Origin of the sequence: Devosia sp. (genome assembly GCF_014860165.1) — a bacterium.
In the GTDB taxonomy this organism is placed as follows: domain Bacteria; phylum Pseudomonadota; class Alphaproteobacteria; order Rhizobiales; family Devosiaceae; genus Devosia.
In genome coordinates, this window is record NZ_JACZKG010000071.1 from 169,615 (window position 1) to 183,345 (window position 13,731).

The following is a 13,731-nucleotide window of genomic DNA, read 5'->3' on the forward strand; positions in this document are numbered from 1 at the left end:
GGTACGGTTAGGTCGCAAATTTCCCCGCGCACGTCATCACCCGGCTTTTTCGGGTGATCCATTGCACGGCCAGAGGATGGATTGCCCGGACAGGCCGGGCAATGACGGGGGCTGATTGAATTTCCCTGGCGACGCTAAGCTGCCAGGCTCTCCCGGGCGCTGACGCCCAGCATCAGGTTGAGATTCTGCACCGCGGCGCCCGAGGCGCCCTTGCCCAGATTGTCATAGACCGCCACCAGCACCGCCTGCGCCCTGCTGTCATTGGCAAACACATGCAGCGTCATGGTGTTGGTGCCGTTATGCGCCTGCGGATCGAGAGCTGGCGTCTTGCCGAGGGCCGCGTCGAACGGCGCCACGGTGACGAAGCTGTCCCTGATGCCGGCATAATGATCGGCAATGGCGGCATGCAGCTGCTTGCCCGATGGCACCGTGCCGAGCTGCCCCAATTGCAGCGGCACAAAGGTGGTCATGCCCTGGGCAAAATCGCCCACTGTGGGCACGAAGAGCGGCGCGCTGGCGAGTCCGGTATAGAGCGTCATTTCCGGCACATGCTTGTGCTGGAAGGTCAGGCCATAAGGCATGAAGTGGCTCGCGCCTTCGCCCGCCGCCTCATATTCTGATATCATCTGCTTGCCGCCGCCGGTGTAGCCGGAAATGCCGTTATAGCTGACCGCATAGTCGGCCGGCAGCAGGCCGGCTTCGATGAGCGGCCGCACCGTGCCGATCAGCCCCTGCGGCCAGCAGCCCGGATTGGCAACGAAGCGTGCATTGGCGATCGCCTCGCCCTGCCCCTTGTCCATCTCGGCAAAGCCATAGGCCCAGTCAGGATCGACCCGGAAGGCCGTCGAGGCGTCGATCACCCGCGTGGTGTCGTTCTCGATCAGGCTGACGCTCTCCCTGGCCGCATCATCGGGCAGGCAGAGAATGGCGACATCGGCCGCGTTGAGAAGCCGCTTGCGCTCGTCCTGATCCTTGCGCTTGTCCTGGGCGATGGAGAGCACTTCGAGGTCGCGCCGGCCGGCCAGGCGCTCGCGGATCTGCAGACCCGTGGTTCCGGCTTCCCCGTCGATGAAAATCTTGGCGACCATGGCAGTGTTCTCCGTGCGGCAGCGTAAATGGACCTCGCCCATGGCAAGGTCAAGACATCACCCTTCGGCAATCAGCATGGCGTCCATCCCCATGAGCATGGCGATCCAGCTCCGCTCGGTCTGCTGCATCGCCTCGGCCCATTGCGCATCCATCTCGTGATAGAGCGTGACCACGGCGCCCGGTCCATCCGGCTCGGGCTCGATGATGATGGTGACCAGCGACGGGTCTTCTTCCTGGCTGGGGTCGGTGATCCAGGTGAAGGCGATCTTGCTCGGCCGGTGCAGCGCCTGGAACGCGCCCCAGTGCCGGGCCTCGCCGTCCTCTCGCCGGTCGGCGAAGAGGAAACTGCCGCCTTCGACCGGATCGATCTGGCATTGTGTCAGCTCGCCTTTGAGGCCTGATTGCTGCAGCCAGGCTTGCTGCCAGAGACGCGCCCGCTGCGGATCGAGATAGGCATCGTAGACGCGCTCGGGACTGGCCTTGAAACGATGGGTGACCTTGGCTTCGATTTTGTCTGGCATTTGACGCTCCTGCCGTTTGGAATGAAACGGCGTGGAACGCTTGCCGTTCCGCCCGGCCAATGGCATTGATTTGACCAACCGGACAAAAATTCAAGGACCAACCGATGACACCCCATAACCATGCCAAAGCGGGCGACTATGCCGAGGCCGTGCTGCTGCCCGGCGACCCGCTGCGCGCCAAGTGGATCGCCGAGACCTTTCTCGAGGATGCGCGTCTGGTCAATTCGGTGCGCAATTGCCTGGGCTATACCGGCAGCTGGAAGGGCAAGCCCGTTTCGGTGCAGGCCACCGGCATGGGCCAGCCCTCGCTCTCGATCTATGTGCATGAGCTGATCAACGTCTATGGGCTCAAGACCCTGATCCGCGTCGGCACCTGTGGCGGCCTCAATGCCCGGGTCAAGGTCCGCGACCTGATCCTGGCCCAGGCGGCCACGACCGACAGTTCCATCGTGCGCGACCGCTTCGGCCCCTACAACTTCGCCCCCATCGCCGATTTCGGCCTGCTGCGCGCGGCGGCCGAGAAGGCCGAGGCGGCGGGCATGCGCTTCCATGCCGGCAACATGCTGAGCTCTGACATCTTCTACCATGCCGACGGCATGGCCGGTTACGACAAGCTGCCCGAGCATGGCGTCATCGGCGTCGAGATGGAGGCGGCCGCGCTCTATACGCTGGCCGCACGTTTCGGGGTCAAGGCGCTCACCATCTGCACCATGACCGACTGTCTGATCACCAAGGAAGAGATCGACGCCAATGAGCGGCAGACCTCGCTCAAGGAAATGGTGAGCCTGGCGCTCGACGTGGCGGTCGAGGCTTAGGTTCCTACATCATTCAGCGTCATCCCCGCGACGGCGGGGATCCATTCTTGGGACCCAGACCATCCGGCGAGAATGGATTCCCGCCTTCGCGGGAACGACCTGGTGGGTTAGGCTGGCGCCAGCTAGACACGAGACCAAGCATGACCGTTCTCGACAGGCTTGCCGGCGCCTTGGACCGGCGCGATGAACAACCCAATGTTGCCCTCGCCGAGGATATCGCGGCCCGCGGCGACCTGGCCGCCATCGCCGAACTCGCCGAGGCCGTGCGTTCTGGGCCGACCCGCCAGGCCAATGACGCCCTCAAGGCGCTCTACGAGATCGGCGCCCGCAATCCCGAGCTGATCGCGGCACAATGCCCTGTTTTCGTCGAGGCCCTGCGCAGCTCCAACAACCGCAAGGTCTGGGGCGCCATGACGGCGATCGACACAGTGGCCGAGCGGCGTGCCGCCACGCTGGTGGCGGAACTGCCGGCCATCATTGCCGCCGCCGACAAGGGTTCGGTCATCGCCAAGGATCACTGCAACTCGATCCTGGTGAAGCTGGCGCGCGCCGGCTATGGCGAGCTGGCCGTGCCCATCCTGGTCGAGCGGCTGCGCAGCGCCGCGCCCAACCAGTTCCCCACCTATGCCGAGGAAATCGCTCCGGTGCTGACGCCGGAGAGCCGACCGGGTTTCCTCGCCATACTCAAGGAGCGGCTGGGCCGGATCAGCCAGGACAGCAAGCGGCGACGCGTCGAGAAGCTGATGGCCAAGCTCAACGGGTGAACTCGAATTGTCACACCCACCGGCCGTCACCGCGGGCTTGACCCGAGGGCGTTTTACTTGTGACGCGCGCGGCAAGTGAAGGGCCGTCGGGTCGAGCCCGAGGGTGACGATTTGTGGTGAAGCAAGCGCCGGGTACACGAACCATCACGCCACCGTCATTAACCCTCACCCAACCCGCCAACTTTCCGCCGCCATCGCTGTGTTAACCTCCGCTTAAGACAGGGGCCATCAGCACATGCAGCTCAAGCCGAACGCCTATCGCCTCAACGAAACCGTCAAGGGCGTCGAGACGATGACCCGCTTTGCCCTGGCCGTGCTGGCTCTGGCCTCGGGCGTCTATACCTATCTCGGGGTGCGTGGCCTGCTCGACGGCTCGGCCAGCTTCGTGTTCTTTGCCGCCATCATCTATTCGGCCGCCGTCTCGGTCGCCATCTATGCCTTCTGGAGCTTCATGCTCCGCTTCGTGCCATTGGTGACCTCGGGCGTGCAGCGCCTGGCTCTGTTTGCCACCATGGCCATCGGCTGCGCCATGATCATCGCCATGAGTAGCTGGCTCAACGCCGCCGCGCTCGCCGGTTCGGCCTCGCTCGAGCAGCATATGGCGGTAACCCTGCAGGGCTACGCCGAAGATCTCGACCAGGCCCATGCCAATGCGCTGGCCAGCCAGAGCCTGTTGCCCGACGTGCAGCGCGCCGCCGAGCGCTTTACCGGCCTTGCCGCCGACGAACGCGAATCGGGCGCCCTGACCGGCACCACCGGCTCGGGCAGCGTGGTGCAGCTGCTCACCCAGATGGGCACTCAGATGAACCAGCTGGCATCAACCATTACCGGCAGCCGCGACGAGGTGGCCCTGCTGTTCGAACAGGGCTCGGCCCGCCTGGCCACCATGCGCGAACTGGTTTCCACCCCCGGCCAGATCGAACCCCGCGCCGACAGCTTCCAGACCGAGGCGGTGCAGCTTTCAGCCGTCATCGCCGCCTTGCAGCAGACCGGCGTCGCCGCATCGGTCAAGCGCGCCTCGGCCGATCTCAGCGCCGGCTTCATCGCCCCCGTCGCCGATGGCGGCACCACCGATCTCGCCAACAGGCAGGACCAGGTGATGGAAACGGTGCGCGCCTCGGTGGCAGCACAATCAGCGGCCCTGACCGCAGCGGCCGACGAAATCCTCGCCACTCCAGCCGTCGAACAGCGCCGCTTCGTGCCGCTCTCCAGCGCCGAAGCCGTGCTGCGCTATTGGCAGGATTTCATCCCCAGCTGGGCCGGCGCCATTTCCATCGACCTGCTACCGGTGGTTCTCGTGCTGGTGCTGATGATCGTCAACGATGCCATGCGCCGGGATTCCGAATCGCTGCAGGAAGCCGAGAACATCACCGCCGCCGAAATGCTGCGCGCCATGGCCCTGTTCCGCCAGATGGAGGCGGCCGGCATCGACGTAGCGACGGGCAAGCCCCGCCCGGCGCCCGCCACGCCGCTGCCCACCGAGCCACCGCTAGTGGCCGAGGCCGCCCCTGATGACGCCACGGTCACCCCGATCGACGCCGCCCAGCGCAAGCGTACCGACGGTCCGCGCCCGGCATGAAGACCCACGCCAATGCCCGCATCGACAGTGAACAGGGGCCACTCCACCGGCGGCTGATCGAACGGGCGGCTGCCGTGGACGATGGCAACATCCTGCGCGTCGCCTTCTTCGCGCTGCTGCTGGGCACCGCCTCGGTGCTCTATGTCGACTATCGGGAACTCACCGCCAATGAGGGCGCGGCCCTGGCCATGCCCATGCGGCCCATCCTGCCACCCTATGATCCCGAGGGCCCGGCGGACGGAAATTCGCCAAATGTAACGACCAGCCCGCAAGTGCTTGAGCAGCCGCTCGAAATCACCCTGGGAACCGGTGGACAACTCTTGCTCACAGGCTCCATCGACCTCGGTTCGGCCGCCCGTTTCGCCGCCGAGATTGAAGCGCGGGGCGAATATGTACAAACTGTAGTCCTCGACTCGCCCGGAGGATCGGTCGTGGATGCACTCGCCATAGGCAGTCTGATCCATGAAAAGGGCCTTGCCACCAAGGTTGCTGCCGGCTCGCTTTGTGCCTCGTCCTGCCCCATCATCTTCGCATCCGGCGCCGAGCGCATCGCCAGCCCCGAGGCAGCCATTGGCGTGCACCAGATCTATGCGGCGGCCCTTTCCGGCGACCCGCAGAATGCCCTGCGCGTGGCCGGGACAGCCATGAGCGACGCCCAAACGACCACCGCCGAGATCATCAGCCACCTCACCAAAACGGGCGTAGACCCGGCTTTGTGGCTGCATGCCCTCGAGACCCCGCCGGACCGGCTTTACTATTTCAACCCAGAGGAGATGACGCGTCTCAAGCTTGTCACCCAACTAGCAGACAGTTGATCGCCGGACGGGGAACCCGGTGGAGGACCGGACCGTTCAGTGAGGTTAGAGAACCAACAATTTGGAGGGGAGGCCACATGACTCAGCTACACACACTGACACGCCATCGCGACATCCAGAACTGGGTGACCGACAGACATGGCATTCCGGCAATAGCGCGGGTGCGCAACCAGTTCGGGGAAGAACACGCACAGCTCAAGCTGAGCTTCCAGAAGCGCGCCAAGCGGCAGATGGAAAGCCAGGATGACGGCATGAGCCCCTGCTCGTGGACGGCCTGGCTGGCCGAACTCGACCGCCAGCAACTGGCGCTCAAGGTCGATCCGGCGGCGGACGAGTTCGAACTGATCGAGCGGCGCGAAGCGAACTAGCTCCAACGTGGCGGGGCACACCCGCCACGACCATTCTTGCATTGCGAAATCCATCGCTTCGGGGTCAATAGTCGGCAGTCCTGACGATTCCGAGCATTGATTGACCCGGCCCCAGATCGCCCTTGTCCTGCATGCGCTGGCGCTGATCGCCGCGTTGATCCCGACCGTACCGGCACTGACGCAGGCGCTGGGCGGCCCGCAGGGCTACCTGCTGTCGCTGTGCCTCTATTGGCTGGGCTTCTGCCTGCCGGTCATCTTCCTGCATGTGCGCAAGCGGCGCGGGCCGCGGCTGTTCAGCGAAAGCCTGCCGTGGCGCGACTGGTGGATACCAGGCCTCTTGCTGCTCCAGGTAGGCGTCGTCGGCCTCGCCGCCATCGTGCCCAATACCAGCCTCCTCACCACCCATGCGGCCATGCTGGCGGCGCTGGTCGCCCTGGTCAACGGCACGCTGGAGGAAGTGGCCTGGCGCGGCGGCTTCCTGACCCGCTTTGCCGACCGGCCCCGGCTGGGCTTTGTGTTAGGCTGGGTGCTGTTCACCGCCTGGCATGCCCCGCTGGCGCTCAGCCACGGCATCGTCTTCGACGGCGGCTGGATGGCGCTGGTGGGCGGAGCCGCGGGGCTGGGGCTGCTGTGGAACTGGATCGCCTGGCGCACCGGCTCGATCTTCTGGGTGAGCATCGCCCATGTCCTGACCAATTTCATGGCCTTCTGGGTCTTGTTCGATGCCAACGGCTTTGCGTGAGGTGGTAGCGGCCGCTGGCTGCCACCGCCTCACGCAAGCTGCCTCAGCGATGGGTCGCGATGCCGAGCTGCTTGAGATTGTTGCTGGCGACCGGCTCCTGCGGCGCAGTGCCGATGCCGAACACCAGGCCCGGCTGCAGCACCATCGGCGTGGGGAACACCTTGTCGCACTGGTCCATGCCCGAGCTGGCGCAGCTCTGGGCGTGGTCGCCCTTGTTGCAGTCGGCAATCACCAGGTCGTAACATTCGGCCAGCGTGCTGACGCCGGCATGGGCCTGGGCAATGCCGACCAGGGTCATCGTTGCAAGGGCGGCGATACGGATTGTTCTGTTCATCTCTAGTCTCCTCGTTTGAACCGGCTTGCTGCCGGCGCTGATGGGGGAGCTTTGCCCTGATCGCCTTGAACGCCTTCTGATCCGCGCATTCAGTGGGCATTCAGCCCATGGGCGGTCTTGCGCGCGGGCCGGAAATAACGCTATGTGCCCGCCAAAGCGTAACCACCAGTACGGCGAGGACCTCTATGGCCACCCATTCCCTATTCCTGCTGCCGGGCGACGGCATCGGCACCGAGATCATGGTCGAGGTGGAAAAGCTGATCGCCTGGACCAATGCCGAGCAGCTCACCGACTTCTCGACCGATCGCGGCTTGGCCGGCGGCTCGGCTTATGACGCCCACCAGGTGGCCATCACCGACGAGGACGTGGCCAAGGCCAAGGCCGCCGATGCAGTGATCTTCGGCGCCGTGGGTGGTCCCAAGTGGGACAATGTCCCCTATGAGCACCGGCCGGAAGCGGCCCTGCTGCGCCTGCGCAAGGAAATGGCCGTCTTCGCCAATCTGCGCCCCGCCATCTGCTACCCGGCGCTCGCCGACGCCTCCTCGCTCAAGCGCGAGCTGGTGGAAGGCCTCGATATCCTGATCGTGCGCGAACTGACCGGCGGCGTCTATTTCGGCGAGCCCAAGACCATTACCGATCTGGGCGATGGCCAGAAGCGCGCCATCGATACCCAGGTCTATGAGACCTACGAAATCGACCGCATCGCCCGCGTCGCCTTCGATCTCGCCCGCACCCGCAACAACAAGGTGCATTCGGCCGACAAGAAGAATGTGATGAAGTCCGGCGTGCTGTGGGACGAAGTGGTCAAGGGCGTCGCCAAGGACTATTCGGATGTCGAGCTCCACCACATCCTGGCCGATAACGCCGCCATGCAGCTGGTGCGCAATCCCAAGCAGTTCGACGTCATGGTCACCGATAACCTGTTCGGTGACATCCTCTCCGACGTCGCCGCCATGCTGACCGGTTCGCTCGGCATGCTGCCTTCGGCCTCCCTGGGCGCCCCCGATCCGGTCACCGGCAAGCGCAAGGCCTTCTACGAGCCCGTACACGGCTCGGCCCCTGACATTGCCGGCAAGGGCATCGCCAACCCCATCGCCATGATCGCCTCGGTGGCAATGGCTTTGCGCTACAGCTTCGGCATGATCGAGCTGGCGACCAAGATCGAGAACGCCATTTCGGCGGTGCTGAGCGACGGCCTGCGGACCGGCGACATCGCCCAGGACAATCGCAAGATGGTTGGTACCGAGGAGATGGGCGCAGCGATTTTGGGGAAGCTCAAGGCTTAGCACAGACCCTCTAGAGCGATGGGCGAGCTATGCCCTCGATCAGAAGCCGCTTCGCGACAGCTGGCGACCTTTGTGTCGTAGGGTGCCCGCGCAGGCGAATTCTGTGTGTCGCGCAGTGTTTGCAGAGGCCAAGCAAGATTTCGGTGCTTTGCGTCTCGACTCGACTATCGTTTGACCATGCCCACTTCGGGGAAGTCGGGTCGTAAAAGCGTCGAGCGGTCGAACAATGCATGTCCTCGTGGACTGTGTAACTCCCTTTAGGTGCGCCTTTTTGGGTTGAACGAATGTTGACCAAGACACTTGGAGCTTCCATTTCGACCTCAATATTCGAGAATAACAAAGGGCCCCGGTACATTCGCACCGGGGCCCTCTTTTTTCCAGCTATACCGAACTTACTCGGAAGCAGCTTCCTCGGCAGCCGGAGCTTCCTTGGGGGCATTCTTGGCTTCTTCAATGGCAGCGGCCTTGGCGGCGCGCTCGTCGGCGCGGGCCACGGCCTTCTCGCCCGGCTTGCCCTTGTCAGGGTTGTTGCGGGCGTCGCGCTTCACCAGGCCTGCAGTGTCCAGGAAGCGCAGCACGCGGTCGGTCGGCTGGGCGCCAACCGAAACCCAATGCTTGGCGCGTTCGGTGTCGAGCACGACGCGGTTTTCAGCATCCTTGGCCAGCAGCGGGTTGAAGGTGCCCAGCTTCTCGATGAAGCGGCCATCGCGGGGCGAACGGGCATCGGCAACGACGATATGGTAGAATGGGCGCTTCTTGGTGCCAGCGCGGGCGAGACGGAGCTTGAGGGCCATTTTGGTATCCTTGAGTGAAGTTGAGTTGCGTTATTTCTTCTTGCCCAGGCCGGGAAGGCCAGGGAAACGGGGGGCGCCACCGCCGCCCAGGCCGGGCAGCAGCGGTGAACCGGAAGTCTTGAGCAGCGCGCCGACATCTGTCGGGAGCGCCTTGGGGGCGGGCAGGTCGGCCGCAGGCAGGCCCTTGAGCGCGGCTGGATCGATGCCCGCCTGGCGGGCCATCTGCTCGAGCTGTGCCGGGTCCATCTTGGAGAGATCAGGCATGCCGCCGAGCATATTGCCCATCTTGCCGCCGAACATGCCGCCCAGCGCACCCATGCCGCCCTTGCCGACCTTCTTCATCATGTCGGCCATCTGGCGGTGCTGCTTGGCGAGCTTGTTGATCTCGCTGACCTCGACGCCCGCGCCTGATGCAATGCGCTTGCGCCTGCTGGCATTGAGCAGGTCCGGATTGGCGCGCTCTTTCTTGGTCATCGAATTGATGATGGCGATCTGGCGATCGAATACCTTCTCGTCGACATTGGTATTGGCCATGGCCTTCTTGACCTGGCCCATGCCGGGCATCATGGCCATCAACCCGCCCATGCCGCCCATTTTCTTCATCTGGATGAGCTGGCTGCGCAGGTCGTCGAGGTCGAAGGAGCCCTTCTTGAGCTTCTTGGCCATCTTCTGCGCGTCTTCGGCAGAGACGTGCTCGGCGGCCTTTTCGACGAGCGAAACGATGTCGCCCATGCCCAGGATGCGGTCGGCGATGCGGCTGGGGTGGAAATCCTCCAGCGCGTCCATCTTTTCGCCGACGCCGATCAGCTTGATCGGCTTGCCGGTGGCGGCGCGCATCGACAGGGCCGCACCACCGCGACCATCGCCATCGACGCGCGTCATGACGATGCCGGTGACATCGAGGCGGCTATCGAAGGAACGGGCGACGTTGATCGCGTCCTGGCCGGTCAGCGCATCGACGACCAAGAGGATTTCATGCGGGTTGGCGATGGCCTTGATCTCGGCCGTTTCGGCCATCAGCTCTTCATCGATATGGGTGCGGCCGGCCGTATCGAGGATCAAGACGTCATAGCCGCCCAGGCGGCCTTCGCGCTCGGCGCGGCGGGCAATCTGCACCGGGGTCTCGGACGTGACGATGGGGAGCGTATCGACGCCGACCTGCTCGCCCAGCACGCGCAACTGCTCCATCGCCGCCGGACGGCGCGTATCGAGCGAGGCGAGGAGGACCTTCTTCTTGTTGCGCTCGGTCAGGCGCTTGGCGATCTTGGCGGTGGTCGTGGTCTTGCCCGAGCCCTGCAGGCCCACCATCAGCAGCGTCACGGGCGCCTTGGCGTTGAGATCGATCGGCGAGGCCGTATCGCCCAGCACGGCGACCAGCTCGTCATGGACGATCTTGACCACCTGCTGGCCCGGCGTCACCGAACGGGTGACCTCGGCGCCAACTGCACGCTCCTTGACCTGCTCGACAAAGGCACGGACCACTTCGAGCGACACGTCGGCTTCGATCAGCGCGCGGCGAATCTCGCGCATGGCATTGTCGACGTCCGCGGCGTTGAGGGCGCCACGGCCACGCAGGCCTTCGAAGATTTTGCCAAGCCGGTCGGAAAGGCTCTCGAACATTTTTGGTCCTTCTCTGCGGTTTACCCGCGAGACATAGGATCCATCAGTCCAAACGCCAAACCCACCCGCGGGCGCAACGCGCTGGCGGATGGTGGCCTCCGGGATCGGTTTATACCCTTGAGGGGTCCCGGTCGGCTGGTCAGGTACAAGGCCTGATGAATGGCGTGCGTTTAGGGGAAACGGCCGGCGGAGTCAAGGAAAGGGGGAAATGGCCGGATGCCCCCATCCGCCAGGCGGCACCTGCGCCCGAACATTACCGAACCGGCAAATCAATGACCAAACCCTAACTTGCCCGGCCTTCGGCCTGCGGCGATCTTCCAAGGCCATTCAGGAGGAACCATCATGAAGCGCCTGACTCCCATCGTGCTTGCCCTGCCACTGCTGTCCGTTTGCACCACCGCCTTCGCCGCCTCGACGCCTGAGGCGGTGCTCAATGACCCCAACCGGCCGGTGGCGGCGGTGGCTGCCGAACTCGGGGTCACGCCGCTCCAATTTGCCACCTGCTTTGCCGGCGTCACTCCGGCGCGAACCGCGATGGAACTCAATGGTCAGCGTGAGCAGGACAACAAGGCCATCCTGCTGCCCTGCCTTCAGTCCATCAACCCCGACATCGACAATGCTCGGCTCGATGCGGTTATGGACAAGTATCGCGGAGCTGCACCCCGCTAGGGCGGGTCCGCGCGCAACGTCCAGTGGCAGCAAGAGCCGCCTACTGGCATTTTCGTGTCACTTCCGCCATATAGGGCGCAAGCACTATGGAACAGGCGAGGCAGATTGTGAGCGGCGTGCCGTTTCTCAAGATGAACGGGCTGGGCAACCAGATCATCGTGGCCGATATGCGCGGCCGCGCCGATCGCATCACGCCTGCGGCTGCCATCGCCATCAATGCCACTGCGGGCACCAGGTTCGACCAGATCATGGCCATCCATGACAGCCGGACGCCGGGCACCGCCAGCTATATCGAGATCATCAACTCCGACGGCACCCTGGCGCAGGCCTGCGGCAATGGCATGCGCTGCGTGGTGCAGGCGCTGACCGCGGAACAGGGCCGGCAGAGCTTCACCTTCGAAACCGTTGCCGGCATCCTCTTTGGCGAGGAACGCGAGGATGGCCTGATCACTGTCGACATGGGCACGCCAAAGTTCGCCTGGTACGACATTCCCCTGGCCGAGGAATTTGCCGATACCCGCAAGATCGAGTTGCAGATCGGGCCGATCGATGCCCCGGTGCTGCATTCGCCCTCGGTCTGCTCGATGGGCAATCCCCACGCCACCTTCTGGGTCAACCAGGATGTGTGGAGCTATGCGCTCGACCGCTTCGGGCCGATGCTGGAAAATCACCCCATTTTCCCCGAGCGCGCCAATATCTCCATCGCCCAGGTGGTGGCCCCCGACAAGATCATCCTGCGCACCTGGGAACGCGGCGCCGGCCTGACCGAGGCCTGCGGCACCGCCGCCTGCGCCGCTGTGGTCAACGGCGCCCGCACCCGCCGCACTGCGCGGGCGGCGACCGTGACATTGCCGGGCGGCGATCTCTTCATCGAATGGCGCGACAATGACCATGTCGTGCTGACCGGCCCCGCCGAGCTGGAATGGACCGGCACGCTCGACCCGGCCAGCGGCATCTGGGCGCGCAACGAGGTGGCGGCCTGATGGCCGTCCAAACCCTGACATTCGGCTGCCGGCTCAATGCCTATGAAGCCGAGGTGATGAAGTCGGAGGCCGAAAAGGCCGGGCTCGACAATGCCATCATCATCAATACCTGCGCGGTGACGGCAGAGGCGGTCAAGCAGGCCAAGCAGGCCGTGCGCAAGGCGCGCCGCGACAATCCGGCAGCCCGCATCATCGTCACCGGCTGCGCCGCCCAGACCGAAGGCCGCACCTTCGGCGACATGGCAGAGGTCGACCTCGTCATCGGCAATGCCGATAAGCTGAAGGCCGCCGCCTACACCCCCATGGTGTTCGGTACGCCGCTCAACGACAAGGTGCAGGTCAACGACATCATGAGCGTGCGGGAAACCGCCGGCCACCTGATCGAGGGCATGGACGGCCGCGCCCGCGCCTTCGTCCAGGTGCAGAATGGCTGCGACCACCGCTGCACCTTCTGCATCATCCCCTTCGGCCGCGGCCCATCGCGCTCGGTCCCGATGGGCATGGTGGTCGACCAGGTCAAGAAGCTCGTGGCCAATGGCTATCGCGAAGTGGTTCTCACGGGAGTGGACATCACCTCCTATGGCCCTGACCTGCCGGGCACCCCGACTTTGGGCAAGCTGACCCAATCCATCCTGCGCCACGTGCCCGACCTGCCGCGCCTCCGGATTTCCTCCATCGATTCCATCGAGGCCGACGAAGCGCTCTACGACGCCGTCGCTGGCGATATAAGGCTGATGCCGCATCTGCATCTGTCGCTGCAATCGGGCGATGACATGATTTTGAAGCGCATGAAGCGCCGCCACAGTCGCGACGACGCACTGGCCATCGTCGCCAAGCTGCGCGCTCTCCGCCCCGACATGGTATTCGGCGCCGACATCATTGCCGGCTTCCCCACCGAAACCGACGCAATGTTCGAAAACACCCTCCGCATCGTCAGCGAGGCGGACCTGACTTACCTCCACGTCTTCCCCTATTCGCCGCGCGAGGGCACGCCTGCCGCGCGCATGCCGCAGGTCGACAAGAAAACTGCCAGAAATCGCGCAGAAATCTTGCGGCATGCTGGCAGCCTGCAGCTGGCAAAACTCATGGCATCTAGGGTCGGCAGAATCGAAAACGTGCTGATCGAGCGCAATGGCATCGGCCGCACCGAGCAGTTCGTGCCGGTCTCCGTGCCAGGCTCGCAACCGGGCGAACTGCTGGCCGTTCGCATCATCGGCAACGCCGCCGATGGTCTCGTCGGCGAAGCGCTGCGCGAAGCGGCCTAACTGAAAGACGTTCATGACCGACAAGAAGCCGGGATTTTTCAAGCGCCTGTTTGGCGGCGAACAGCCGATGCAGCCGCCGGCCCCGCC

At 64.4% G+C, this 13,731-nt stretch carries 15 protein-coding genes; 10 read left to right on the forward strand and 5 right to left on the reverse strand.

Annotated elements, in window-relative coordinates; translation table 11 throughout:
• Positions 1-134: 134 nt before the first annotated feature.
• Positions 135-1,088, reverse strand: a complete 954-nt coding sequence (gene argC, locus IH615_RS18165) for an N-acetyl-gamma-glutamyl-phosphate reductase (RefSeq protein WP_291364106.1) — start codon at positions 1,086-1,088, stop codon at positions 135-137.
• Between the two features lie 57 nt (positions 1,089-1,145).
• On the reverse strand, positions 1,146-1,610 hold the full coding sequence (locus IH615_RS18170) for an SRPBCC domain-containing protein (RefSeq protein WP_291364107.1): 465 nt from the start codon (positions 1,608-1,610) through the stop codon (positions 1,146-1,148).
• A 104-nt stretch (positions 1,611-1,714) separates the two neighbouring features.
• On the opposite strand from IH615_RS18170, the gene deoD reads away from it, so the two are divergent.
• From deoD to IH615_RS18200, 6 genes are all read left to right on the forward strand, one after another.
• The gene (deoD, locus tag IH615_RS18175; RefSeq protein WP_291364109.1) at positions 1,715-2,425 is read left to right on the forward strand and encodes a purine-nucleoside phosphorylase; all 711 of its coding nucleotides are present in this window, start codon (positions 1,715-1,717) and stop codon (positions 2,423-2,425) included.
• A gap of 140 nt (positions 2,426-2,565) precedes the next feature.
• On the forward strand, positions 2,566-3,189 hold the full coding sequence (locus IH615_RS18180; RefSeq protein ID WP_291364110.1) for a hypothetical protein: 624 nt from the start codon (positions 2,566-2,568) through the stop codon (positions 3,187-3,189).
• A 235-nt stretch (positions 3,190-3,424) separates the two neighbouring features.
• A complete protein-coding gene (locus IH615_RS18185) occupies positions 3,425-4,768 on the forward strand; it encodes a hypothetical protein (RefSeq protein WP_291364112.1) in 1,344 nt (447 codons plus the stop codon).
• On the forward strand, positions 4,765-5,583 hold the full coding sequence (locus IH615_RS18190) for an ATP-dependent Clp protease proteolytic subunit (protein ID WP_291364113.1): 819 nt from the start codon (positions 4,765-4,767) through the stop codon (positions 5,581-5,583). The genes IH615_RS18185 and IH615_RS18190 overlap by 4 nt, the downstream gene beginning before the upstream one ends.
• A gap of 77 nt (positions 5,584-5,660) precedes the next feature.
• Positions 5,661-5,951 carry a hypothetical protein gene (locus IH615_RS18195; RefSeq protein WP_291364114.1) on the forward strand — a complete coding sequence of 97 codons (291 nt, stop codon included), beginning with the start codon at positions 5,661-5,663 and terminating at the stop codon, positions 5,949-5,951.
• 100 nt (positions 5,952-6,051) lie between these two features.
• Complete coding sequence (locus IH615_RS18200; protein WP_291364116.1) at positions 6,052-6,693, forward strand: CPBP family intramembrane glutamic endopeptidase; 642 nt, start codon at positions 6,052-6,054, stop codon at positions 6,691-6,693.
• Positions 6,694-6,736: 43 nt separating this feature from the next.
• Here the strand turns inward: IH615_RS18200 and IH615_RS18205 are convergent, their stop codons facing one another.
• On the reverse strand, positions 6,737-7,027 hold the full coding sequence (locus tag IH615_RS18205) for a hypothetical protein (protein WP_291364117.1): 291 nt from the start codon (positions 7,025-7,027) through the stop codon (positions 6,737-6,739).
• Between the two features lie 185 nt (positions 7,028-7,212).
• Here IH615_RS18205 and leuB point away from each other — a divergent pair, with 185 nt between their 5' ends.
• Positions 7,213-8,313: a 3-isopropylmalate dehydrogenase gene (gene leuB / locus IH615_RS18210; RefSeq protein WP_291364118.1), complete on the forward strand. Its 1,101-nt coding sequence runs from the start codon at positions 7,213-7,215 to the stop codon at positions 8,311-8,313.
• Between the two features lie 392 nt (positions 8,314-8,705).
• Here leuB and rpsP read toward each other — a convergent pair whose 3' ends face one another.
• Both rpsP and ffh read right to left on the reverse strand, forming a co-directional pair.
• The gene (gene rpsP, locus IH615_RS18215) at positions 8,706-9,107 is read right to left on the reverse strand and encodes a 30S ribosomal protein S16 (protein ID WP_291364120.1); all 402 of its coding nucleotides are present in this window, start codon (positions 9,105-9,107) and stop codon (positions 8,706-8,708) included.
• 30 nt (positions 9,108-9,137) lie between these two features.
• A complete protein-coding gene (gene ffh, locus IH615_RS18220; protein WP_291364122.1) occupies positions 9,138-10,727 on the reverse strand; it encodes a signal recognition particle protein in 1,590 nt (529 codons plus the stop codon).
• Between the two features lie 342 nt (positions 10,728-11,069).
• Here ffh and IH615_RS18225 point away from each other — a divergent pair, with 342 nt between their 5' ends.
• The 3 genes from IH615_RS18225 to mtaB all read left to right on the forward strand — a co-directional run bounded on the left by IH615_RS18225 (position 11,070) and on the right by mtaB (position 13,644).
• A complete protein-coding gene (locus IH615_RS18225; protein ID WP_291364124.1) occupies positions 11,070-11,396 on the forward strand; it encodes a hypothetical protein in 327 nt (108 codons plus the stop codon).
• Between the two features lie 86 nt (positions 11,397-11,482).
• On the forward strand, positions 11,483-12,379 hold the full coding sequence (gene dapF / locus IH615_RS18230) for a diaminopimelate epimerase (protein ID WP_291364126.1): 897 nt from the start codon (positions 11,483-11,485) through the stop codon (positions 12,377-12,379).
• A complete protein-coding gene (gene mtaB / locus IH615_RS18235; protein WP_291364128.1) occupies positions 12,379-13,644 on the forward strand; it encodes a tRNA (N(6)-L-threonylcarbamoyladenosine(37)-C(2))-methylthiotransferase MtaB in 1,266 nt (421 codons plus the stop codon). The genes dapF and mtaB overlap by 1 nt, the downstream gene beginning before the upstream one ends.
• The last annotated feature ends 87 nt before the right edge of the window (positions 13,645-13,731 follow it).